The 22,985-nt window shown below is 64.1% G+C and carries 24 protein-coding genes; 21 read left to right on the plus strand and 3 right to left on the minus strand.

What is annotated here, in order from left to right:
• The first annotated feature begins 51 nt into the window (after nucleotides 1-51).
• The 3 genes from pgi to V6M50_RS09820 all read left to right on the plus strand — a co-directional run bounded on the left by pgi (nucleotide 52) and on the right by V6M50_RS09820 (nucleotide 4,168).
• Nucleotides 52-1,557, plus strand: a complete 1,506-nt coding sequence (pgi, locus tag V6M50_RS09810) for a glucose-6-phosphate isomerase (RefSeq protein ID WP_332818376.1) — start codon at nucleotides 52-54, stop codon at nucleotides 1,555-1,557.
• A gap of 108 nt (nucleotides 1,558-1,665) precedes the next feature.
• The gene (gor, locus tag V6M50_RS09815; protein ID WP_332818377.1) at nucleotides 1,666-3,012 is read left to right on the plus strand and encodes a glutathione-disulfide reductase; all 1,347 of its coding nucleotides are present in this window, start codon (nucleotides 1,666-1,668) and stop codon (nucleotides 3,010-3,012) included.
• Between the two features lie 139 nt (nucleotides 3,013-3,151).
• Nucleotides 3,152-4,168, plus strand: a complete 1,017-nt coding sequence (locus V6M50_RS09820) for an SDR family oxidoreductase (protein WP_332818378.1) — start codon at nucleotides 3,152-3,154, stop codon at nucleotides 4,166-4,168.
• 15 nt (nucleotides 4,169-4,183) lie between these two features.
• Here the strand turns inward: V6M50_RS09820 and V6M50_RS09825 are convergent, their stop codons facing one another.
• On the minus strand, nucleotides 4,184-5,593 hold the full coding sequence (locus tag V6M50_RS09825) for a helix-turn-helix domain-containing protein (protein ID WP_332818379.1): 1,410 nt from the start codon (nucleotides 5,591-5,593) through the stop codon (nucleotides 4,184-4,186).
• Between the two features lie 248 nt (nucleotides 5,594-5,841).
• Between V6M50_RS09825 and V6M50_RS09830 the strand changes: the two genes are divergently transcribed.
• From V6M50_RS09830 to V6M50_RS09905, 16 genes are all read left to right on the plus strand, one after another.
• Entirely contained in the window at nucleotides 5,842-7,374 is a 1,533-nt protein-coding gene (locus V6M50_RS09830) for an acyl-CoA carboxylase subunit beta (protein WP_332818380.1), read from the plus strand.
• A gap of 56 nt (nucleotides 7,375-7,430) precedes the next feature.
• A complete protein-coding gene (locus V6M50_RS09835; protein WP_332818381.1) occupies nucleotides 7,431-7,604 on the plus strand; it encodes a hypothetical protein in 174 nt (57 codons plus the stop codon).
• A gap of 144 nt (nucleotides 7,605-7,748) precedes the next feature.
• The gene (locus V6M50_RS09840) at nucleotides 7,749-8,498 is read left to right on the plus strand and encodes a hypothetical protein (protein WP_332818382.1); all 750 of its coding nucleotides are present in this window, start codon (nucleotides 7,749-7,751) and stop codon (nucleotides 8,496-8,498) included.
• A 22-nt stretch (nucleotides 8,499-8,520) separates the two neighbouring features.
• Entirely contained in the window at nucleotides 8,521-8,979 is a 459-nt protein-coding gene (locus tag V6M50_RS09845; protein WP_332818383.1) for an OsmC family protein, read from the plus strand.
• On the plus strand, nucleotides 8,976-9,413 hold the full coding sequence (mce, locus tag V6M50_RS09850) for a methylmalonyl-CoA epimerase (RefSeq protein ID WP_332818384.1): 438 nt from the start codon (nucleotides 8,976-8,978) through the stop codon (nucleotides 9,411-9,413). The genes V6M50_RS09845 and mce overlap by 4 nt, the downstream gene beginning before the upstream one ends.
• 109 nt (nucleotides 9,414-9,522) lie before the next feature.
• Complete coding sequence (scpA, locus tag V6M50_RS09855; RefSeq protein ID WP_332818385.1) at nucleotides 9,523-11,670, plus strand: methylmalonyl-CoA mutase; 2,148 nt, start codon at nucleotides 9,523-9,525, stop codon at nucleotides 11,668-11,670.
• A complete protein-coding gene (locus V6M50_RS09860; protein ID WP_332818386.1) occupies nucleotides 11,667-12,113 on the plus strand; it encodes a hypothetical protein in 447 nt (148 codons plus the stop codon). Before scpA ends, V6M50_RS09860 begins: the two co-directional genes overlap by 4 nt.
• A 21-nt stretch (nucleotides 12,114-12,134) precedes the next feature.
• Nucleotides 12,135-13,160, plus strand: coding sequence for a biotin synthase BioB (gene bioB / locus V6M50_RS09865; RefSeq protein WP_332818387.1), 1,026 nt, complete (start codon nucleotides 12,135-12,137; stop codon nucleotides 13,158-13,160).
• Nucleotides 13,157-13,387, plus strand: coding sequence for a hypothetical protein (locus V6M50_RS09870; protein ID WP_332818388.1), 231 nt, complete (start codon nucleotides 13,157-13,159; stop codon nucleotides 13,385-13,387). Before bioB ends, V6M50_RS09870 begins: the two co-directional genes overlap by 4 nt.
• The gene (locus V6M50_RS09875; protein WP_332818389.1) at nucleotides 13,384-13,635 is read left to right on the plus strand and encodes a hypothetical protein; all 252 of its coding nucleotides are present in this window, start codon (nucleotides 13,384-13,386) and stop codon (nucleotides 13,633-13,635) included. The genes V6M50_RS09870 and V6M50_RS09875 overlap by 4 nt, the downstream gene beginning before the upstream one ends.
• Nucleotides 13,632-14,024, plus strand: coding sequence for a lysozyme inhibitor LprI family protein (locus V6M50_RS09880; protein ID WP_332818390.1), 393 nt, complete (start codon nucleotides 13,632-13,634; stop codon nucleotides 14,022-14,024). Before V6M50_RS09875 ends, V6M50_RS09880 begins: the two co-directional genes overlap by 4 nt.
• A 114-nt stretch (nucleotides 14,025-14,138) precedes the next feature.
• The gene (locus tag V6M50_RS09885) at nucleotides 14,139-16,145 is read left to right on the plus strand and encodes an acetyl/propionyl/methylcrotonyl-CoA carboxylase subunit alpha (RefSeq protein ID WP_332818391.1); all 2,007 of its coding nucleotides are present in this window, start codon (nucleotides 14,139-14,141) and stop codon (nucleotides 16,143-16,145) included.
• A gap of 105 nt (nucleotides 16,146-16,250) precedes the next feature.
• The gene (locus V6M50_RS09890; RefSeq protein WP_332818392.1) at nucleotides 16,251-16,622 is read left to right on the plus strand and encodes a tRNA-binding protein; all 372 of its coding nucleotides are present in this window, start codon (nucleotides 16,251-16,253) and stop codon (nucleotides 16,620-16,622) included.
• Between the two features lie 60 nt (nucleotides 16,623-16,682).
• Nucleotides 16,683-17,690, plus strand: coding sequence for an alpha/beta hydrolase (locus tag V6M50_RS09895; protein ID WP_332818393.1), 1,008 nt, complete (start codon nucleotides 16,683-16,685; stop codon nucleotides 17,688-17,690).
• Nucleotides 17,691-17,743: 53 nt separating this feature from the next.
• Complete coding sequence (locus V6M50_RS09900) at nucleotides 17,744-18,154, plus strand: MAPEG family protein (RefSeq protein WP_332818394.1); 411 nt, start codon at nucleotides 17,744-17,746, stop codon at nucleotides 18,152-18,154.
• On the plus strand, nucleotides 18,151-18,330 hold the full coding sequence (locus V6M50_RS09905) for a hypothetical protein (protein WP_332818395.1): 180 nt from the start codon (nucleotides 18,151-18,153) through the stop codon (nucleotides 18,328-18,330). Before V6M50_RS09900 ends, V6M50_RS09905 begins: the two co-directional genes overlap by 4 nt.
• Here V6M50_RS09905 and V6M50_RS09910 read toward each other — a convergent pair.
• Entirely contained in the window at nucleotides 18,327-19,097 is a 771-nt protein-coding gene (locus V6M50_RS09910) for a cyclase family protein (RefSeq protein WP_332818396.1), read from the minus strand. The genes V6M50_RS09905 and V6M50_RS09910 overlap by 4 nt on opposite strands.
• A 180-nt stretch (nucleotides 19,098-19,277) precedes the next feature.
• On the opposite strand from V6M50_RS09910, the gene V6M50_RS09915 reads away from it, so the two are divergent.
• Entirely contained in the window at nucleotides 19,278-20,888 is a 1,611-nt protein-coding gene (locus tag V6M50_RS09915) for an MFS transporter (protein WP_332818397.1), read from the plus strand.
• Between the two features lie 44 nt (nucleotides 20,889-20,932).
• Entirely contained in the window at nucleotides 20,933-21,979 is a 1,047-nt protein-coding gene (gene alr / locus V6M50_RS09920) for an alanine racemase (RefSeq protein WP_332818398.1), read from the plus strand.
• A gap of 7 nt (nucleotides 21,980-21,986) precedes the next feature.
• Here alr and V6M50_RS09925 read toward each other — a convergent pair whose 3' ends face one another.
• The gene (locus V6M50_RS09925) at nucleotides 21,987-22,967 is read right to left on the minus strand and encodes a 2OG-Fe(II) oxygenase (RefSeq protein WP_332818399.1); all 981 of its coding nucleotides are present in this window, start codon (nucleotides 22,965-22,967) and stop codon (nucleotides 21,987-21,989) included.
• Nucleotides 22,968-22,985: the final 18 nt, after the last annotated feature.

Below are 22,985 nucleotides of genomic sequence, written 5' to 3' on the forward strand. Positions count from 1 at the left end.
TTCGGGGTGTCTCGACTTCGCGCGAGACGAACGGAAATGAAGGGAAATTCGATGACGACAGCCGATCACTCATGGCAGGCCCTTGCCGAATGGCAGCCGCGGCAGCTGACCGAGCTTGTCGCTGCCGATCCCGAAGCGCGACTCCAGGTGCTGGTGCGCAGCGTCGCCGACATCCGCTTCGATTTCGCCAAGACGCATCTCGACGGCGCGGTGGTCGCAATCCTGTCGGGTCTTGCCGAGGTGCAGGATTTCGACGGGCGCCGCAAGACGCTCTTCTCGGGCGGTATCGCGAACCCGACCGAGGACCGCGCCGCCGAGCATAGCGCCGAACGCGGCGACGGTGCGCCGGAATCGGTTCATGCTGCGCAGGCGCTGCATCAGCGGATGCGGATGATGATCGACGCGATCGAGGCCGGCGCGTTCGGCGAAATCCGCCACTTGCTGCACATCGGAATCGGCGGATCGGCGCTCGGTCCCGACCTGCTCGTCGATGCGCTCGGGCGTCACAGCAACCGTTATGACGTCGCCGTGGTGTCGAACGTCGATGGCGCGGCGCTGGACGAAGTGTTCGCGCGGTTCAGCCCCGAGCATACGCTGGTCGCGGTCGCGTCAAAGACCTTCACCACCACCGAAACCCTGCTCAATGCCAATTCGGCGCTCCAATGGCTCGATGAGGCCGGGGTCGAAGATCCGCTCGGCCGCTTTATCGCGCTGACCGCCAAGCCCGAACGCGCGATGGAATGGGGCATCGACGAGACGCGCATCCTGCCGTTCAACGAAACCGTCGGCGGCCGCTATTCGCTCTGGTCGTCGATCGGTTTTCCCGCCGCGCTCGCGCTGGGCTGGGATGCCTTTGCCGACCTGCTCGAGGGCGCGGCCGAGATGGACCGCCATTTCCGGCTCGCCAACGGCGCCGACAATGTCTGCCTGCTCGCGGCCTTTGCCGATCAGCTCTATGCCAACCGCCTGGGTTGCCAGACGCGCGCGGTGTTCGCTTATGACGAACGGTTGCGCCTGCTTCCCGACTATCTCCAGCAGCTCGAGATGGAATCGAACGGCAAGTCGGTGACGCTCGAAGGCAAGCCGGTCGGCTGCCACAGCGCGCCGATCACCTGGGGCGGCGTCGGCACCGATGCCCAGCATGCTGTGTTCCAGCTGCTCCATCAGGGCACGCATTTGACCCCGGTCGAATTCGTCGTCGCGCGCGAACCCGACCATCTGCTCGACGATGCCCATCACGAAACGCTCGTCGCCAATTGCATCGCGCAGGGCGCGGCGCTGATGACCGGGCGCGCGAACGAGGATGGCGCGCGCAATTATCCGGGCAATCGGCCGTCGACGACGATTCTGCTCGACCAGGTGACGCCGCAGAGCCTTGGCGCGCTGATCGCCTTCTACGAGCACCGCGTGTTCGCCAACGCCGTGCTGCTCGGGATCAATCCGTTCGACCAGTTCGGGGTCGAGCTGGGCAAGGAAATGGCCAAGGGGCTTGCCGAGGGCACGGTCGAGTTCGACCCGGCGACCCGCGCGCTGATGCAGGCCGCGCTGGGAGAGTGAGCCCCGGTCCATCACTGTGACCGCAAAATTCGATTGGCATCACGGGGTCGGGTAACCACATAGGCTCCCGGCGCGAAGTTTACGCGACCATCCAGATCAGGGGTTTCCATGAGCGAGTTTGATTTCGACCTGTTTGTCATCGGCGCCGGGTCGGGCGGGGTCCGCGCCTCGCGCATCGCCGCATCCTATGGCGCGCGCGTCGCGGTGGCCGAGGAATATCGGGTCGGCGGCACCTGCGTGATCCGCGGCTGCGTGCCCAAGAAGCTGCTCGTTTACGGCGCCCATTTCGCCGAGGATCTGAAGGACGCGCGCAAATTCGGCTGGGACGTCCCCGACTGCAAATTCGACTGGAACCGCCTCCGCGACAATGTGCTCGAGGAAGTGACACGGCTCGAAGGCCTGTACGGGCAGACGCTCGACAGCCACAAGGTGGTGCTGTTCAAGACCCGCGCGACGGTGATCGGTCCGCAGAAGGTGCGGCTCGCCGACGGGCAGGAAATCAGCGCCGAGCGTATCTTGATCGCGACGGGCGGCTGGCCGTTCGTTCCCGAATTCCCGGGCAGCGAACATGCCATCACCTCGAACGAGGTCTTCCATCTCGAAAAACTGCCGAAGCGCATCGTGATCGCCGGCGGCGGCTATATCGCCAACGAATTTGCGGGCATTTTCAACGAATTCGGCAGCAAGGTCATTATTGTCAACCGTGGCGACACGATCCTGCGCGGCTATGACGAGCAGATCCGCGACCGCCTGCTCCAGATTTCGATGACGAAGGGAATCGAGTTCCGCTTCAACGCGCCGTTCGAAAATATCGAGAAAAAGGAAGACGGATCGCTGACCGTCCATCTGGGCGGCTGCGACCCGATCGACGCAGACGCCGTACTCGTCGCGGCGGGCCGTGTTCCCAACACCAAGGGGCTTGGCCTCGAGGACGCCGGGGTCGAGCTCGACAAGGATGGCGCGGTCAAGGTCGACGAGCGCAACCAGTCGTCGGTGCCCAGCATCTTCGCGGTCGGCGACGTCACCAACCGCATCCAGTTGACCCCGGTGGCGATCCGCGAAGGCCATGCCTTTGCCGATACTTTCTATGGCGACAAGCCGGTGCTGGTCGATTATGCCAATGTTCCCAGCGCGGTGTTCAGCCATCCGCCGATCGGCGCGGTCGGGATGACCGAGGCCGAGGCACGCAACAAGCTCGGCTCGATCCGCGTCTACACGAGCGATTTCCGCGCGATGAAGAATGTCCTCGCCGGGCGTAACGAGCGGGCGCTCTACAAGATGATCGTCAACGCCGCGACCGATCAGGTCGTCGGGCTGCACATGATAGGCCCCGACGCGCCCGAAATCCTGCAGGCCGCGGCGATCGCAGTGAAGGCCGGGCTGACCAAGGCCGATTTCGACGCGACGGTCGCGCTGCATCCCAGCATGGCCGAGGAGCTGGTGCTGCTGAAATAGCAACACGTCCGTCACCCCGGCGAAGGGTGTTCAGAGGCACGTGACTCTGAACACCCTTCGCCGGGATGACGAATTGAGAGGACCGGTTCCAAGGCGCAACTTATCTGCTACCTCTCGGCATATTGGCATGGAGGCGCACATGACGGGCACGGCATTGGTCAGCGGGGGCAGCGGCTATATCGCGGGCTTCCTGATCCGGCAGCTCATCGAGAATGGCTGGACCGTCCACACCACCGTTCGCAGCCTGAAGCGCGAGCCCGAGGTGCGCGGCTGGCTAGGCGTCGACAACGACAAGCTCCACTTTTTTGCCGCCGATCTGGAAAATGACGCCGGCTGGGCCGAAGCGATGGCGGGGTGCAGCCATGTCGCGCACGTTGCCTCGCCCTTTCCGCTGAGCGTGCCGAAGGATCCCGACGAACTGATCACCCCGGCGCGCGAGGGTGCGCTCCGCGCATTGCGCTTCGCCAAAGCGGCAGGGGTGAAGCGCTTCGTCCTGACCTCGTCGATGGCGGCGATCGCCTATGGCCATGGCAAGGACAGCGGCATCTATGACGAGAGCGACTGGACCAATCTGGATAACCCCGAGGTCATGCCCTATCCGCGCTCGAAGACCGTCGCCGAGCGCGCCGCGCGCGATTGGGTCGCCGCGGAAGGCGACGACATGGAATTCGCCTCGGTCAATCCCGCCGCGGTGTTCGGGCCGTTGCTTTCGGATGATCTCTCGACCTCGATCGAACTGGTAAAGCAACTGCTGGAGGGCAAGGTGCCGATGTGCCCCGACATCGGTTTCGGTATCATCGATGTGCGCGACGTCGCCGACCTCCATTACAGGGCGCTGACCGCGCCGGACATCCAGAGCGAGCGCTATGTCTGCTCGGGACCGTTCCTCAAGATGATCGACGTCGCGAACCTGTTGCGCGCCAATCTGGGAGAGCAGGCGAAGAAGGTGCCGGCGCGGAAGATGCCCGACTGGTTGCTCAAACTGTTCGCGCTGGTCCGGCCCGAGCTCAAGCAGCTCGTCGCCGAGCTGGGCAATGTTCGCGGCGGCGACAGCGGCCATGCGATGAAGACGCTCGGCTGGACGATGCGGTCGCCCGAAGAGGCGATTCTGGCGACGGCGCATAGCCTGATCGAGCGCGGAATCGTCAAAATCTAAGAAAATCCGTTCGATTCACCCAATCCGGTAAGGCACCACATCGCGCCGATCCGGATCGACCAAAATCGGCCTGTCGCTCGGCGGAAAGGCGCGCTGGTCGCAATCGTCGCGCGGGCAGATGCGGCACGACAGCCCGATGCGCGTCGCCGCCTGCGGTGCGGCGACGTCGACCCCGTCGGCATAGACGAAGTCGCCGGCATATTGCGCCTCGCACCCCAATGCGACGGCATAACGGCGCGGGCTGCGCGCATAGCTTCCCGACGGTTTCACCAGCCCCTTCGCCATCGACACATAACGCAGCCCATCGGGTGTCTCGGCGAGTTGGAACAATATACGGTCGGGAATCGCCGCCGCCTCGTGCACAATCCACAAGGGGCAGGCGCCGCCGAAGCGCGCGAACTGCAGCCGCGTTGCCGAGTGCCGCTTGGTGATATTGCCCGCCATGTCGACGCGGCAGAAGAACATCGGAATGCCGCGCGCGCCGGGGCGCTGGAGCGTCGACAGCCGATGACATGCCTGTTCGAAGCTCACGCCATAGGCCAGCCGCAGCCGATCGATGTCGTGCCGCACCGCACGCGCGCTGGAGCGAAACGGAGCATAGGGCATCAGCACCGCGCCGGCAGCGTAATTGGCAAGCCCGACATGGAGCAACTGGCGCGCCGCCGCGGTGCGCAGCGGCGAGGCCTCGACTACGGCTGCGATCTCGCCCGCCAACGCGAGCGCGGCGAGTTGGTGCGCGAGCTGGAAGCGACGGCTTTCGGCGGGCTGTGACGGATCGATCACCAGATGGCGCATCGTCGCGTCGAAATCGCGCAGCGCCTGCGTCTGTTGATAGACGATCGAAATGCCGAGCGCGTCGCGCAGCCGCCGCTCGATCGTCTCGATCGCTGGGGAGGGCTCTTTGCCGCGGAGCTGTCCCGCCAGCGCCTCGGCCGCGCGGTCGATGCTGTCGACATAATTGCCCGCGTCGTGAAACCAGTCGCGCACCTCTTCCCACGGCAGGCGGCTGCCCTCGGCGGTGCCGCCGGTCAGCGCCTCGTCGATGATCTGAAGCCGCTGGCCCGCGCGGCGGTAGGCGGCGTGGAGCGCGACGAACTGGTCGGCGAGCTGCGGCTGCTGCAGCGCCGCGCGTTCGAGCTGTTCGGGTGCCAGCGGCTGTGCGGCGAACAGCGGATCGGCCGCCGCCTCGCGCAGTGCGCCTTGGCGGCGATCGCCCGCGTCGTGGGTCACCTCTTCCCATTCGAGCGGAAACAACCGCTGCAGGCGGTCGAGCAGCGCGGGGGTCAGCGGGCGGTCGTCATGCTCGATCTGGCTGAGGTAGGAGGTAGAGATGGCGAGCGCGCTGGCGAAGTCCGCCTGTTTTAAACCGCGCGTGTCGCGAAGCGATTTGAGGCGGGTCCCTGCGAATATCCGTTGGCGTGCCATGGCTTCTCCTCCTCTCCCCCTGCGGGAGAGGTATGGAGCCCCGGACTTGATCCGGGGCGTAGTTGGAGAGGGGCGCCCCCTCTCAAGACTTGCTAGGCGGCGAGTCGCCAAGCCACGTCTTCCTCTCCCGCAAGGGGAGAGAGGGTGAGATACTTTGCAAACCTGTACTTTGCAACTTTGCAAATTCACATTTGCCTATGCGATGCGAAGCGGGCAGACGACGCTTTCCCGCTTCGATGGAGAACCATGTGTCCGCCAATATCGCCGAAATGGAACGCCGACGCGCCGCCGCTGCCTTGGGCGGCGGGCAGAAGCGCATCGACGCGCAGCACAGCAAGGGCAAGCTGACCGCGCGCGAGCGGCTCGATGTGCTCCTCGACGAAGGCTCGTTCGAAGAGCTCGACACCTATGTCGAGCATAATTGCACCGACTTCGGGATGGAGGATCAGATCGTCCCCGGCGACGGCGTCGTCACCGGATCGGGCACGATCAACGGCCGCCTCGTCTATGTTTTCAGCCAGGATTTCACCGTCTTCGGCGGGTCGCTTTCGGAGCGCCATGCCGAGAAGATCATGAAGGTCATGGACAATGCGATGAAGGTCGGCGCGCCCATCATCGGCCTCAACGACAGCGGCGGCGCGCGCATCCAGGAGGGCGTCGCTTCGCTCGGCGGCTATGCCGAAGTGTTCCAGCGCAACGTCCTCGCATCGGGTGTCGTGCCGCAGATCAGCCTGATCATGGGGCCGTGCGCGGGTGGTGCGGTGTACAGCCCCGCGATGACCGACTTCATCTTCATGGTGAAGGATTCGTCCTACATGTTCGTCACCGGTCCCGATGTGGTGAAGACGGTGACCAACGAGGTGGTGACGCAGGAAGAGCTGGGCGGCGCGATCACCCACACGACGAAAAGCTCGGTCGCCGACCTGGCGTTCGAGAACGACATCGAGGCGCTGCTCGCGGCGCGCGATTTCTTCGACTATCTGCCCGAGAACAACCGCAGCGGCGTTCCGGCGCGCCCGACGAGCGATCCCTTCGACCGCGCCGAGCCGAGCCTCGACACGCTGATCCCGCCGAATGCGAACCAGCCGTACGACATGCACGAACTGATCCGGAAGACCGTCGACGAAGGTGACTTCTTCGAGGTGCAGACCACGCACGCTGCGAACATCATCTGCGGCTTCGGGCGCATCGAGGGGCGTACGATCGGTATCGTCGCGAACCAGCCGCTCGTGCTCGCGGGCGTGCTCGACATCAATTCGTCGAAGAAAGCGGCGCGCTTCGTGCGCTTCTGCGACGCGTTCGAGATCCCGATCATCACCTTCGTCGACGTCCCCGGCTTCCTGCCCGGCACGGCGCAGGAATATAATGGCATCATCAAGCATGGAGCGAAGCTGCTCTTCGCCTATGCCGAGGCAACGGTGCCCAAGATCACGGTGATCACACGCAAGGCCTATGGCGGCGCCTACGACGTGATGGCGTCGAAGCATCTGCGCGGCGATTTGAACTATGCCTGGCCGACCGCCGAGATCGCTGTGATGGGCGCGAAGGGCGCGGTGGAAATCATCTTCCGCAGCGACATCGGCGACCCCGAAAAGATCGCGCAGCGCACGAAGGAATATGAGGACCGGTTCGCCAACCCGTTCGTCGCGGCGTCGCGGGGGTATATCGACGAGGTCATCCATCCGCACAATACGCGCAAGCGCATCGCCCTGGGGCTGCGGAAACTACGGAACAAGAGCCTCGAGAATCCGTGGAAGAAACATGATAATATCCCACTGTGATCAGTGCGCTACTCGAACCGATCTGGCCGTACATGATGTTTGCGGCAGCGGGGGTAATGACCCTTTACGCAATCCGCACGCATCGGCGCGGCTGGTTCAAGGACGAGGATGGCGAGATCCAGCGCCGCGAGGATCATCCGCGTTCGTTCGTCTTCAACGAACTGCTGGCCGTCGTGGGCATCGGGATACTCGTCTATGTGGGCTTGATGGCATTGAACGGATGGAAATGAGCACATGCTCAAGAACCCGTGGAAGAAGCATTTCAATATCACGCTGTGACAGCGGGCACTAAAATTTCCCCGGGGATAAGGTAGTTAGGGATCGCGGCCCGAAAACGCGGCCGCGATGTTCGACTGATCAAATGAGGTTTTCAGATGCGCAAATCCGTTCTCGCCGCTCTTGTCGCCCTGTCCGGGCTTGTGTCGCCGGCCGCGTCGGCGTTCGACCCCGACACGCCTGTCGAAGCAAAGAAGGAAGCTTTCCCGATCGCGCTCGGCAGCGACGAGGATAGCACGATCGAACTTGCTTTCCGGGCCGCCTTCGGACTGGCGCGCGGTGCCGACCCCGAAGCGACGCGGACGATCGACGGGCGGAGCTATCAGTTTCGGCCGGTCGCGATTCATCTGTTGCCGAACAACGTCGGCGTGTTGTTGAGCGTCGGATCGTTGGGTGAAGCCGGGCATAGCGAAAGCGGGCTGAACGCGATCCACTATCTGAAATCGAGCCCCACCGGCTGGGTGAAGCAGGGCGAATGGACCGGGCTCGGCGCGGTCGGCACGGTGGGCAATGGCGCGACGAGCTGGGCCTTTTCGAGCCTTTTGGGCCGCAACCCTTATCTGATCACCTCGGGCGGCGGGGTGTGGCAAGGCTGTGCGATCGGATCGGCGACCGTCACCGAACTCGCGCCCGATGGCCCGGTCGACCGCGGCAGTTTCACCGACGGGATGAGCTCGGGCGCCGGGATCGGCCAGAAGGAAGAACAATATGACGGAAAGATCGCTGCCGCGGTTCCCGACAAAAGCTTCACCGTCGCCTATACCGGGACGCGCGCGATCAAGCAGCAATATGTGCTGAAGAATGGCAAATACGAACTGGTCGGCAAGGACCAGGTTCCGGGTTGCTGAGGCAGATCGAAGGATTGGCGAAATGGCGAAATATCAAGCATTGATCGAATGGGAAGCGTCGCCGGGCGACGATGTCCTGGGGGGCAAATATGGCCGCGCGCATCGCTGGACGTTCGATGAAAATGTGACCGTTCCGGCTTCGTCGTCGAAGCATGTCGTGCCGCTGCCCTGGTCGGTCGAAGCCGCGGTCGATCCCGAAGAGGCCTTGGTCGCATCCGCCTCCAGCTGTCATATGCTGACCTTCCTCTATCTGGCCGCAAAGGCGGGCTATGCCGTTCGATCCTATCGCGATGCCGCCGTGGGCACGATGGCCAAGGGCGACGACGGGCGCGTCCAGATAACGAGGGTCGATCTTTCACCCGACATCGCGTGGAATGGCGCGGCGCCCGACGCCGCCACGCTCGAACGACTGCATCACGACGCGCACGATCAATGCTTTATCGCGAACAGCGTCAAATTCCCGATCGAGGTGGTGCAATGAAGCTCGGCCGGCTCAACCACATCGGCGTCGCGACGCCGTCGATCGCCGACAGCATCGTCTTTTACCGCGATGTGATGGGCGCGACGCAAATTCACGAACCCTTCGACCTGCCCGAACAGGGGGTGAAGGTGTGCTTCGTCGACACACCCACCGATACGGGATTAAACGGCACGCAGATCGAGCTGGTCGAACCGCTGCCCGGCAACACGTCGATCGCGGGGTTCCTCGAGAAGAACCCGGCGGGCGGGCAGCATCACATGTGCTACGAAGTCCCCGACATTCACGCCGCTAAGGCCGAGTTCGAGGCGATGGGCAAGCGCGTGCTCGGGAGCCCAAGGATCGGGGCGCATGGGACGCTGATCTTCTTCGTCCACCCACGGGATATGGGCGGGGTGCTGACCGAGATTATGGAGACGCCGAAGGGCGATCACTGACCTTCATTTCATCGTCACCTCGGACTTGATCCGGGGTCCCGCTATTCAACGTCGCAAAGCGGGATGCCGGATCAAGTCCGGCATGACGAAAAGAGAGTAGAGACTGTTTATGACTGACAAGCCGAGCATCGACCAATGGGCCGCCGCCGCGACAAAGGAAGTGAAGGGCAAAGATCTCACCTGGCACACGGCCGAGGGGATCGACGTCAAGCCGCTCTATACCGCCGACGATGTGCAGACCGATCCGGGTCTCCCCGGCTTCGCGCCCTTCACGCGCGGCGTGCGCGCGTCGATGTACGCCGGTCGGCCGTGGACGATCCGGCAATATGCGGGCTTTTCCACCGCCGAGGAATCCAACGCTTTCTATCGCCGTAACCTCGCGGCGGGTCAGAAGGGCCTCAGCGTCGCCTTCGACCTCGCCACCCACCGCGGCTATGACAGCGACCACCCGCGCGTCGTCGGCGACGTCGGCAAGGCGGGGGTCGCGATCGACAGCGTTGAGGATATGAAAATCCTCTTCGACGGCATCCCGCTCGACCAGATGTCGGTCAGCATGACGATGAACGGCGCGGTGATCCCCATTCTCGCCTTCTTCATCGTCGCGGGCGAGGAGCAGGGGGTCGACCGCAAACTGCTCGACGGGACGATCCAGAACGACATCCTCAAGGAGTTCATGGTCCGCAACACCTATATCTACCCGCCCGAGCCGAGCATGCGGATCATTTCGGACATCTTCGGTTACACGTCGCGCGAGATGCCCAAGTTCAACAGCATCTCGATCTCCGGCTATCATATGCAGGAAGCCGGCGCGACGCAGGTGCAGGAACTCGCCTTCACCATCGCCGATGGCGCCGAATATGTGCGCTACGGCGTCGCCAGCGGCCTCGACATCGACAAGTTCGCAGGGCGCCTCAGCTTCTTTTTTGCGATCGGCATGAACTTCTTCATGGAGATCGCGAAGCTGCGCGCCGCGCGCGTGCTGTGGCACCGCGTGATGACCAACCTTGGCGCGAAGGACGAGCGGTCGAAGATGCTGCGCACGCATTGCCAGACGTCGGGGGTCTCGCTGACCGAGCAGGATCCGTACAACAATGTCATGCGCACGACGATCGAGGCGATGGCGGCGATGCTCGGCGGGACGCAGAGCCTCCACACCAACGCGCTCGACGAAGCGATTGCGCTGCCGACCGATTTCTCGGCCCGCATCGCGCGCAACACGCAGATCGTCATCCAGGAAGAGACCGGGATGACCAAGGTCGTCGATCCGCTCGGCGGCTCTTATTATGTCGAGGCGCTGACGCAAGAATTGGTCGACAAGGCGTGGGAGATCATCGAGCGCGTCGAAAAGGAAGGCGGGATGGCCAAAGCGGTCGCCGCGGGCTGGCCCAAGGCGATGATCGAGACCGCCGCCGCCGCCCGCCAGGCGCGCGTCGACCGCGGCGACGACGTGATCGTTGGGGTGAATAAATATCGCCTGAAGGACGAGGATCTGCTCGAAACGCTCGATATCGACAACGCGAAGGTGCGCGAAGGCCAGATCGCGCGGATCAACCGGATCAAGGCGAGCCGCGATGAGGCGGCATGTCAGGCCGCGCTGAAGGCGCTCCGCGACGGTGCGGCCCAGCCATCGAGCATCGAAAACAACCTCCTCGCGCTCGCAGTCGAAGCGGCGCGCGCCCGTGCGACGCTCGGCGAAATCAGCTCGGCGATGGAAGAAAGCTTCGACCGCTACGGCACCCAGCCGACGCCGGTGAAGGGCGTCTATGCCGCGCCCTATGAGGGGGACAGCCGCTGGCGGCAGGTGCTCGACGGCGTCAAGGCGGTCGAACAACGCATGGGGCGCAAACCCAAGCTGCTCGTTGCCAAGATGGGGCAGGACGGGCACGACCGCGGCGCCAACGTCATCGCCTCGGCGTTCGGCGACATGGGTTTCGACGTCGTGTCGGGGCCGTTGTTCCAGACTCCCGAAGAGACCGTCGTGTTGGCGCTCGACAGCGGCGTGGACGTCATCGGCGCGTCGAGCCTCGCGGCGGGGCACAAGACACTTATCCCCGAACTTATCCACAAGCTGAAGGAGGCAGGGCGCGCTGATGTGAAGGTGATCGCGGGCGGCGTCATCCCGCCGCAAGATTACCAATATCTGCGTGACGCCGGGGTACAGGGGATTTACGGGCCCGGCTCGAACGTCGTCGAATGCGCCGCCGACGTGCTGCGCCTGCTCGGGCACAATATGCCGCCATTGGAGGATGCCGCATGAACCGGATATTTGGCTTGATGCTCGCCGGAGTGGCCGTGATGACAGGGACGACGACGCACGCCGAACCCGCGAGCAAGCCGAGCGAATATCGGCCCGATGTGACCGTCGAGTGGATATACAAACAGGACCTCGACGACGTCTATTTCACCCACTGGTACGGCCGGCTCGAAAAGTCCGACGGCCCGTGGCGCGACGTCTATTTCGAAACCGCCGACAAATATGTGAACAAGGGGCTGATCCGCCTCAACTGTGCCGATCCCGAGGCCGATATCGACCTCATCCTGTACGATGTCGGCAAATATGGCAGCGACGCCGACCGCCGGCGGGTGACGGTTCCCTATTCCGACCGGCGACCATGGGCCGACGGCAATTACCAGCCGCTCTTCGGCGAAACGCCACCGTTGGAATTTTACCACGCGGCGCTCGCGCGCTTCTGCAAATAACATCAACAAGGGTTGCAAACGATGAACCTCTCCGCTTCCGCCGATCAGGGCGATCCGGCGCGCAACGACTGGGCGCGCGAAGAAATTGCCGAACTGTTCGACCTGCCGTTCGACGAGTTGATGTGGGAGGCGCAGGGCGTCCACCGCCGCCATCATGCGCGCGGCGAAGTCCAGCTTTGCACGCTGCTCAGCATCAAGACCGGCGGCTGCGCCGAGGATTGTGGCTATTGCTCGCAGAGCGCCCACGCCGACACCGGCCTGAAGGCCACGAAACTGATGGATGTCCGCGCGGTGCTGCAGGCCGCTGCCGAGGCGAAGGATGCGGGCTCGCAGCGTTTCTGCATGGGCGCCGCGTGGCGCAACCCCAAGGATCGCGACATGCCCGCGATCGTCGAGATGATCGAGGGCGTGCGCCAGATGGGCATGGAAACCTGCATGACGCTGGGCATGCTGAGCAAGGAGCAGGCGCAGACGCTCGCGGTCGCCGGGCTCGACTATTACAATCATAATATCGACACGAGCCCGGAGAATTACGAGAATATTATCTCGACGCGGACCTTCCAGGATCGACTTGATACGCTCGAGGAAGTGCGCACCGCGGGCATCAACGTCTGCTCGGGCGGCATCGTCGGCATGGGCGAGACACGGCAAGACCGCGTCGGTTTCATCCACGCGCTCGCGACGCTCCCGCGTCACCCCGAAAGCGTGCCCGTCAACGCGCTGATCCCGATCAAGGGCACTGTGCTCGGCGACATGCTCGCCGATACGCCGCTTGCCCAGATCGACGAGATCGAGTTTGTCCGCACCGTCGCGGTCGCGCGCATCACGATGCCGATGAGCATGGTGCGCCTGTCGGCGGGGCGCGAGAGCATGTCGGAAGGATGCCAAGCGCTGTGCTTCATGGCCGGCGCGAACAGCATCTTCACTGGTGACAAGCTGCTCACCACGGGCAATCGCGGCGACAGCGCCGACGCCGCGCTGTTCGCGAAGCTCGGCATCAAACCGATGGTCGCCGAAGAGCCGATGCGGATGGAAGCTGCGGAGTGAACATCCGCAAGGTCGCCATCGGATTTGCCCTGTTATCCACCCTCTACTGGATGGTGGTGCAGGGCGTCTGGAGTTACGCCATAGACGGTCCGGGAGCGGAGCCAATGTGGCAGCAGTGGCTGTTTGGCGCAGTTCCACCGATGATCTATGCGGTCCTGTGCCTGATCTTTTGTCACCGGCTGGCACGCGCGATGGGCCTGGCGGCACGCAGGGACATGTTTGAATGACCCGTAAACCGCTTCTCGCCGCCCTGACTTCGATCCTGCTGCTTCCCGCCTCCTGTGCGTTCGGCGTGACTGCAAACCGCATGCAGGGCGTACGGCTGGGAACTTCGGCGGGCGAGGGCGGACCGCTCTGGATGGAAAACCTGCTCTGGGTCGCAGCGCTCGCGCTGATGCTGGTGTGGGCACACCGGATCAAGCGCCTTTATCGAACGGAAGCCGGCGAGCCGGCCCCCAAGGAGATCATCGAATGATAATTGCCTCGTTGCTGCTTCTTTCCGCGGCCACCGTGGAACCCGAGATCGATTGCGACAATGCGATGGCGCAATTCGAACTCAACGCCTGTGCTTACAAGGAGTTCGAGCGCGCCGATGCGGCGATGAACGCCCAATGGAAGCTGACGTCTGCGCGCATGAAGCAAATCGACAAGGATTTCGACCGCACGCAGGACAATCGCCCGGGCTATTTCGACACGCTCCTCGCCGCGCAGCGCGCATGGCTTACCTATCGCGACCAGCATTGCGCCAGTGAGGGCTACACGATGCGCGGCGGTTCGGCCGAGCCGATGGTGATCAGCGGTTGCCAGGCCCAACTCACCGAAGCCCGCGCCAAGCAGCTCAAGGAACTGGTCGAGGAATATTGATGATCATTTCTTATTCGTCATCCCGGCGAAGGCCGGGATCTCTCCCTCTCAACCATAGAGCTGTCTCGCCAGAGACCCCGGCCTTCGCCGGGGTGACGGCTTGAAGGAGCTGTCATGTTCAAGAAAATCCTGATCGCCAACCGCGGCGAAATCGCCTGCCGCGTCATCAAGACCGCGCGCCGCATGGGGATCGCGACCGTCGCTGTCTATTCGGACGCCGACGCACGTGCGCCTTTCGTGCAGATGGCCGACGAAGCGGTGCATATCGGCGCCTCGCCCGCGTCCGAATCCTATCTGATCGCCGACAAGATCATCGCGGCGTGCAAGGCGACGGGCGCCGAGGCGGTGCATCCGGGCTATGGCTTCCTCTCCGAGCGCACCAGCTTTGCCGAGGCGCTCGCGAAGGAAAATATCGCCTTCATCGGCCCGCCGGTGAACGCCATCGCGGCTATGGGCGACAAGATCGAGTCGAAGAAGCTTGCGAAGGAAGCGGGCGTCAATGTCGTCCCCGGCTTCGTCGGCGAGATCCGCGACACCGAACATGCGGTCGAGATTTCGAACGAGATCGGTTATCCGGTGATGATGAAGGCGTCCGCCGGCGGCGGCGGCAAGGGCATGCGGCTCGCCTATGACGAAAAGGACGTCCGCGAGGGTTTCGAGGCGACCAAGCGCGAGGGGCTCAACAGCTTCGGCGACGACCGCGTCTTCATCGAGAAATTCATTCTCAACCCGCGCCACATCGAGATCCAGATCCTCGGCGACCAGCACGGCAATGTCCTCTACCTCAACGAGCGCGAATGCAGCATCCAGCGCCGCCACCAGAAGGTGGTCGAGGAAGCGCCGTCGCCCTTCGTCACCGAGAAGATGCGCAAAGCGATGGGCGAACAATGCGTCGCGCTGTCGAAGGCGGTTGGCTATTACAGCGCGGGCACGGTCGAGCTGATCGTCTCGGGCGCCGACCCGACGGGCGAAAGCTTCTATTTCCTCGAAATGAACACGCGGCTCCAGGTCGAGCATCCGGTGACCGAGGCGATCACCGGCATCGACCTCGTCGAGCAGATGATCCGCGTCGCGGCGGGCGAGAAGCTCGCGATGACGCAGGATGACATCAAGATCGACGGCTGGGCGATCGAGAACCGCGTCTATGCCGAGGATCCCTATCGCGGCTTCCTGCCCTCGACCGGGCGGCTCGTGCGCTACCGGACCCCCGTTCCGGCGTGGGAAGGCGAGACACGCGGCGTCGATGGCGTTCGCGTCGACGCGGGGGTCGAGGAGGGCGGCGAGGTGTCGATCTTCTACGACCCGATGATCGCGAAGCTCGTGACCTGGGGCGCGACGCGCGACGAAGCCGCCGACCTGCAGATCGCGGCGCTCGACCGCTTCGAGATCGAAGGGCTCGGCCACAATATCGATTTCGTCTCGGCGATCATGCAGCACCCGCGCTTTCGCTCGGGCGAGTTGACGACGGGCTTTATCGCCGAGGAATATCCCGAGGGCTTCCACGGCGCCGATACTGACGAGCATGTGATCCGCGCGCTCGCGGCGATCGCGGGTTTCATGGCGAGCGCCGAGGCCGATCGCGCGCGCCGCACCGACGGCCAGCTCGGCGACCGGCTCGATCCGCCGGCGAAATGGCAGGTCACCGTGGGCGGTGCCGAGCACAAGGTGAAGCTCGGCCACAAGCATATCAAGGTCGATGGCGAAGCGCTCGACATCGCGCTCGAATATACCCCCGGCGACCGGCTCGTGATTGCCGAGATCGACGACACCGAGCTTGCGGTGAAAGTCGCCAGGACGCGCACCGGCTGGCGGATGACGACGCGCGGACGCATCCACGACGTGCGCGTGCTGCCGTGGCATATCGCGCCGCTGACCCAGCACATGATCGAAAAGATCCCGCCCGACCTCTCGAAATTCCTGATCTGCCCGATGCCGGGCCTGCTCGTCACGCTGCATGTCGGGGTGGGTGACAAGGTCGAGGGCGGCCAGCCGCTCGCGACGGTCGAGGCGATGAAGATGGAAAACATCCTTCGCGCCGAAAAGTCGGGCACGGTGAAAAGCGTCAACGCCGAGCAGGGCGACAGCCTCGCGGTCGACGCGGTGATCCTCGAGATGGAATAATCCCCATCCGTTCGTGCTGAGCTTGTCGAAGCACAGTCCTTCCTTCTACGGCGTTGAAGAGAAGAACGGCCCTTCGACAAGCTCAGGGCGAGCGGAGTTTTGTAGATGCACGTTAGCCACGATCAGGACGCTCCCGCCGCGGAAACAATCGCATTCGATGATTTCCTCCGCGTCGACATCCGCGTCGGCACGATCGTCGAGGCCGAGCCCTTTCCCGAGGCACGCAAGCCCGCGTTCAAGCTGAAGATCGATTTCGGCCCCGCGATCGGCATCCGGAAAAGCAGCGCGCAGATCGTCGATCGCTATGCGCTGGAGGAACTGGCGGGGCGGCAGGTGGCCGCCGTCGTCAACTTCCCGCCGCGCCAGATCGGCAAGTTCATGTCGGAGGTGCTCACGCTCGGTTTTGCGGACGAGGAAGGCGCGGTGATCCTGTTCGCGCCAGATCGTCCGGTTCCGGACGGCTCGCGGCTCTTCTGATCTTTCTCTCTTCTGATACTTCGGGCTAGGTTGGCGTGAAGAAACAGGGGGAGAAGGACGATGGCCTTGCTGAAAGCCGCCATTGTTGCGGTTGCTTGCGCGATGCTGCTGCCCGTAACGGCGGCAGCCGAAGCGGAAGTGCGGCGCGAACATGATGTGCAGTTGTCGCGCAACGTGGTCTATGGCCGCGCGCCGATACACGCCTCGCAAAGCCGGCCACGCGAACGCGACCTGCTGCTCGACGTTTATCGTCCCGTCGCAGACGGCAATCCGCTGGCGAACCGCCCCGCGGTCATCATGGCGTTCGGCGGCGCCTTCCATCGCGGCAGCAAAGGCGAGGAGCGCTTTACCGAGGATGGCGCGCAGGACAGCTCGATGGCCGATTATTGCCGCCGCTTCGCACGCGACGGCTATGTCTGTTTCTCGATCGACTATCGCCTGACGCAGGAAGACCCCGGTCTCGCGAAATCCGTCGACGAAAAGAAGCTGGTCCCAAAGTCGGTCAATTTGTCGCCCGCCGCGCTCGCGCGCATCGAAATCGTGCGCCAGCGCATGGGGCTGCCGCCGCTCGACGACGCGACCCGCGACCAATATTGGCGCAGCATCCTCGGCGCGGCCGAGGACATGGCGATGGCGACCGAATTTATCCGCAGCCATTCGGGAAAATTCGGTGTCGATGCCGATCGCATCGCGCTCGGCGGTTTTTCGGCGGGCGCGATCACCGCGCTCAACACGGCTTATGGCATCGGCACGCCGGTCAAGGCGGTTTTCGCGCTCTCGGGCGGGTTGAGCGGTTACAATCTCTTCGAAACCGTCCAGCCGGGCATGCCGCCGGCGCTTTTCTTCGTCGCCCAGAACGATCTGGAAGGCATCCAGTCGGGAACGCGCTTCGCGGTCAAGGCGCTGGCGAGCAAAGGGATCGCGACCGAGCAGGCCTGGGTGCCCGGTTTCGGCCACTTTTATCCGATGGGGGCGGTCAGCCTAGGCGGCGAGGTCAGCCGCACCTCGGTCGAGACGCGCATCCTCGCGTTTTTGGAGGCCAAGCTGGACAACAAGCCGCGCGAATAGCCAAGCGGCGAACGACCGGCTAGGCTGCGCACGGGAAATAGGGGAGAGGGTGCATGACTTTACCGGTAACCGCATTTGTGGCCGCGATTTGCGCGCTGCTGCTGCTTGTCACGGCGATCGACACCGTACGCCAGCGCCTGAGGCTCAAGGCTGCCTTCGGTGACCATGGCGACGCGAAGCTGATCAGCGCCAGCCGCGCGCATGGCAATCTTGCCGAATATGCACCGATCACCATCATCCTGCTCGGCCTGCTGGAGACGGCGCGCGCCAATCATTTGGCGCTGATGATCATCGGTGCGGTCTTCCTGATCGGCCGTGTGGCGCATGTGATCGGACTCTATACGCCTTCCGAACCGGGCAAGGCCCCGCTCGGGCGTCAGGTCGGCGTCGTCGCGACCTTTGGTACATTGCTCGCGCTTGGCCTCTGGACGCTCTGGATCATCGCGACGCAGAATCTGGGATGATGGACGGCGACTATCGGCCGCTCGATTACTGGCTTTTGATCGGGATGCAATTGGTGCCGATCCTGTTTGTCTGGCTATTTTTGCGGCGCGTGTACCGCCCGTCGCTACGGCACGCGGCTTTTCTTTACACCGCCGCTACGACATTGCTTCCGATCATCGGCAGCCTCGATGCCTAAGCATCCACCAACGCCACCGCGCGGATCCATCCCGCGCTGGCGCGCTCGATCTTCACCGGAAAGCAGCTGAAGGTGAAACCCGTCGCCGGGATCGCGGCGAGGTTGGTGAGCTTCTCGATCTGGTAATAGGGCCGGATACGCCCCGCCTTATGGCCTTCCCAGATGATCGACGGATCGCGCGTTTCGGCCCAGCGCTTCGCGGTGTGGCTGAACGGCGCGTCCCAGCTCCACGCATCGGTGCCAACGACCTGCACGCCGCGTGTCGTCAGGTAGAGCGTCGCTTCGGCGCCCATGCCGCAGCCCTGATCGGTGAAATTGTCGGTGCCATAGATTGCGCCCGACTGGACGAGCACGATGTCGAGCGGCTGGAGGTCATGCCCGATCCGTGTGAGTTCGGCCTCGACCTCAGCGCCGCTCACGACATGGCCGTTGGGTTTGCCGGAGAAATCGAGCTTCACCCCGGGACGAAAGAAGAGATCGAGCGGTGCTTCGTCGATCGACGGCGCAGGCGACGCGCCGCTGTTGGTGGTCGAATGATAATGCCACGGCGCGTCCATATGCGTGCCATTGTGCGTGCTGAGCGTCAGGCTCTCGACCGCCCAGCCTTCACCGTCGGGCAAATCCTCCCTGGTCAGCCCGGGGAAGAACATCGCGATCTGTTCCCACGTATTTTCGTGGGTCATATAGGTGATGTTGGGGCGCATCACCGGCGGGTCGGACACGACGTCGTTGGTGATCGGGATCGAAAGGTCGATGAAGCGGGTCATTGCGCGATGCTGCCCCCACGCCCCGGCTTGTGCAAGGCAGAACAGCGGCTATGACGGACGCAAGAAAACAACACCGTTTGCCCTGAGCTTGTCGAAGGGCCGTCCTTTCTCGCAACGTCGAAGGAAGAACCGTCCTTCGACAAGCTCAGGACGAACGGCATATGGGGGATTGTCAGAGCGATGAGCGAAGCCGCAGGTTACCAACCGACCAAGAAGGACATCCGCATGGTCATCGCCGCTTCGTCGGCGGGCACCGTGTTCGAATGGTATGATTTCTTCATCTACGGCACGCTTGCGGCGATCATCGGCAAGGCCTTTTTCCCCAGCGACAACGCCACGCTCGAAACCTTGCTCGTCTGGGCGGGTTTTGCGGTCGGTTTCGGTTTCCGTCCCCTGGGCGCGGTGCTGTTCGGCTTTCTCGGCGACCGGCTGGGGCGCAAATATACCTTCCTCGTAACCGTCACGCTGATGGGGATAGCCACGGCAGGCGTCGGCATGATTCCGTCGGCCGCGACGATCGGCATCGCCGCGCCGATCATCGTCATCCTGCTCCGCATCCTGCAGGGGCTGGCGCTCGGCGGCGAATATGGCGGCGCGGCGATCTATGTCGCCGAACATTCGCCGCCCGGAAAGCGCGGTTTTTATACCAGTTTCATCCAGGCGAGCGTCGTCGGCGGCTTCGTGCTCAGCCTGATAGTCGTGCTCGGGTGCAAGGCGCTGATGTCCGATGCGGTCTGGGAAAGCTGGGGCTGGCGCGTGCCGTTCCTGCTGTCGCTGATCCTGCTTGCGATCTCGTTGTGGATGCGCCTCAAACTGTCCGAAAGCCCGGTGTTCCAGGCGATGAAGCAGGAAGGCGAGCTCGCTAAGAACCCGCTGAAGGAAAGCTTCACCTATCCGGGCAACCCGCGCCGTATCTTCATCGCGCTGTTCGGCATCGCCGCCGGGCTGACGGTCATCTGGTACACCGCGATGTTCTCGGGCCTCTCCTTCCTCAAAGGACCGATGAAGGTCGAGGATACCGCCGCCGAAATCATCGTCGGCTGTGCCGCCGCGGCCGGCATGGTATTTTTCATCTGGGCGGGCCGCATGTCCGACCGTATCGGGCGCAAGAAGCCAATCGTCTGGGGCTATGCCACGACGCTCGTGCTGCTGTTCCCGCTGTTCTGGTGGATGGGTAGCGTCGCCAACCCGTCGCTGCAGGCCGCGGCCGAACGCGCTCCGGTGACGGTCGCCGGGTCGCAATGCAGTTTCGACCCCTTCGCCCAGAAACAGGATACCGCATGCGGTCGAACATTGGGCGAACTGACGAAGCTCGGCGTCCCCTATACGGTCGTCGCAACGGACAGCAGCTTCGACAGCGTCAAGATCCGCATCGGTGACCGCGAGGTTGCGAGCGAGGACCCCGCCTTGCTGCAACCCGCGCTCGAGGCGATGGGTTATGATTTCGCCAAGCAGGTGCCGAGCGTCGGCAGCATCGCCGTCATCTTTCTCGCGCTGCTCGGCCTGAGTGCCTTGTCGGGCTTCACCTATGGCCCCGTCGCGGCGCTGCTCTCCGAAATGTTCCCGCCGCACGTCCGCTATTCGTCGCTCTCGATCCCCTATCATCTGGGTACGGGCTATTTCGGCGGGTTCCTGCCGCTGATCGCGAGCTTCATCAGCGCCAAGACCGGCAATGCCTATGCCGGACTCTGGTACACTTGGGGTGTGGTGCTGATGGCCTTCCTTGTCACCGCCTTCATGCTCAAGGACCCGGTCGAAGGGCAGTGGGACAAGCCGGCACCGGCAGCCTGATCACCCCATTGGCGCGGCGCCCGAACCCGTATAGGGGCACAGGCATGATTGCCGTTCCGTCGCCGCTCCGTCTTCGTCTCGACCGCGATGCCCTTGTCGCCAACTGGCGCTGGCTCGCTGCGCAGAGCGGCGCCGCGGCATGCGGCGCGGCGATCAAGGCCGACGGTTATGGCCTCGGTGCGCGCGCGGTGATGCGGCATCTGGCGGCCGCCGGCTGCCGCGATTTCTTCGTCGCAACATGGGTCGAGGCGGCTGCGCTGATGCCGCTGCCTGACGGCGTGTCGGTGTCGGTCCTGCACGGGGTTGGTGCTAGCGACATGGTGGCGGCGCGCACGCTTCCCGCACGGCCCGTGCTCGGCAGTATCGAACAGATCCGGCGCTGGCGCGAGGCGGGCGAAGGGCGGCCGTGCGATGTGATGGTCGACACCGGCATGAACCGGCTCGGGCTGCGCGCTGAAGAGGTCCTCAACGGCGCGCTCGAGGGGCTGGCGATCGACACCCTGCTCAGTCATCTTGCATCGGCCGACGAAGACAGCGCGCAAAATGCGCGGCAACTGGCGATTTTCTGGGCGATCCGCGAGAAAATCCCGGCGCGGCGCTACAGCCTCGCGAACAGCGCGGGCATCTGCCTTGGCGCCGACTATGCGTTCGACCTCACGCGCCCCGGCATCGCGCTTTTTGGCGGCACGCCCCGTCCCGAGGCTGCGGGGCATATCCGGCAGGTCGCCTCTCCCGAAACCCGCGTGTTGCAGGTGCGCATGGTGCGCGCGGGCGAAACGGTTGGCTATGGCGCAACCTGGACCGCGCGGCGCGACAGCCGGATCGCGGTTGCGAACATGGGCTACGCCGACGGTTATTTGAGATGCCACGCCGGAACGGGCGCGGCAACCTGGCAGGGGCAGGCCTTGCCGCTCGTCGGCCGTGTGTCGATGGACATCATTGCATTCGACGCGAGCGATGCGGGGGCAATCGCCGAGGGCGACTGGCTCAGCCTCGATTATGACTTGCCGGCGGTTTCGGCGCGTTGCGGGCTGTCGCAATATGAATTGCTCACCGGCCTCGGCGACAGGTTCGAGCGCATTTGGTCCTGACGCACGCCTAGGCGGGGCGCATACCCCATGGATCGAAATCGCGTGTGCGGATCCAGCGCGTGCAGATCCATTTTTCGCCGCGGGTGACGGGCAGGCCGGCGTGGCGGCTCCGCTCGTCGACGCCGCCGTCGGGAAGCGTGTTGACGAACAGGATCGCGTCGCCAACCTCGCCGCGAAACTCCGTATCGATCGCCGGGAATTGCGTCGCGCCGCCCTCATAGCCATCGTTAAGATAGATGATCGCCGTCATCACGCGCTGATTGACCTCGCCGGGCAGGCAGTCGTGGTGGAGCCGATATTGCTGTCCCGGCGCATAGCGCAAGACCGAGAGCGGTTCGCCCTGCTCGACGCGCGTCCCGCTGACCGCGGCGATCCGCCGGTCGAGCGCGTGAATGACAATATCCTGCTGGATCGGCCCCAGCACCGTTCCGTCCGACGTGCGGATCGGGTGCGGCGCTTCGCGGCCCGTCACCGAATCGACCACGATCGACGGCGTCATGCGCGGCGCCGAAAGCGCGGCGACGTGGGCACATTCGTCGAGGGTGAACAGCGCGCGCGCGACCGCGACCTTGGGGGACGCCGACAACGGTTCGACCGGCGGGCCGGCCGCCGGAGTGCCATCGGGCTTCAGCTTCATCGCGGCGATCAGTTCGCGCTGGCGCGCGGCGACGGGATCATGACGAGCGGCCTGGTCGAGCAGCGCGAGCGCGGCGGGCCAGTCGGCGCGTCCCCCCGCACCGATCGCTACGAACACCGCATGGGTGCGCGCTCCCGCCTTATGCCCCGCCGCACCCGCCTTTTCGAACAGCGCGCGCGCGGCGGCGAAGCTGCGCGGCACCGGATCGCCGAAAACATGCCAGAGCGCGAGTTCGTGGAGTGCCTCGCCATGGCCGCGCTTGGCGGCATCGACGATCAGGTCGACCGCGGCCTGGGCCCGGCCGGCAGCCAGCAGCGCATGGCCTTGTTCGACGATGTTGGGTCGGATCATCGTCCGACCGCTAACAGA

The sequence above is a fragment of the Sphingopyxis sp. genome, from assembly GCF_036675685.1.
GTDB lineage: Bacteria > Pseudomonadota > Alphaproteobacteria > Sphingomonadales > Sphingomonadaceae > Sphingopyxis.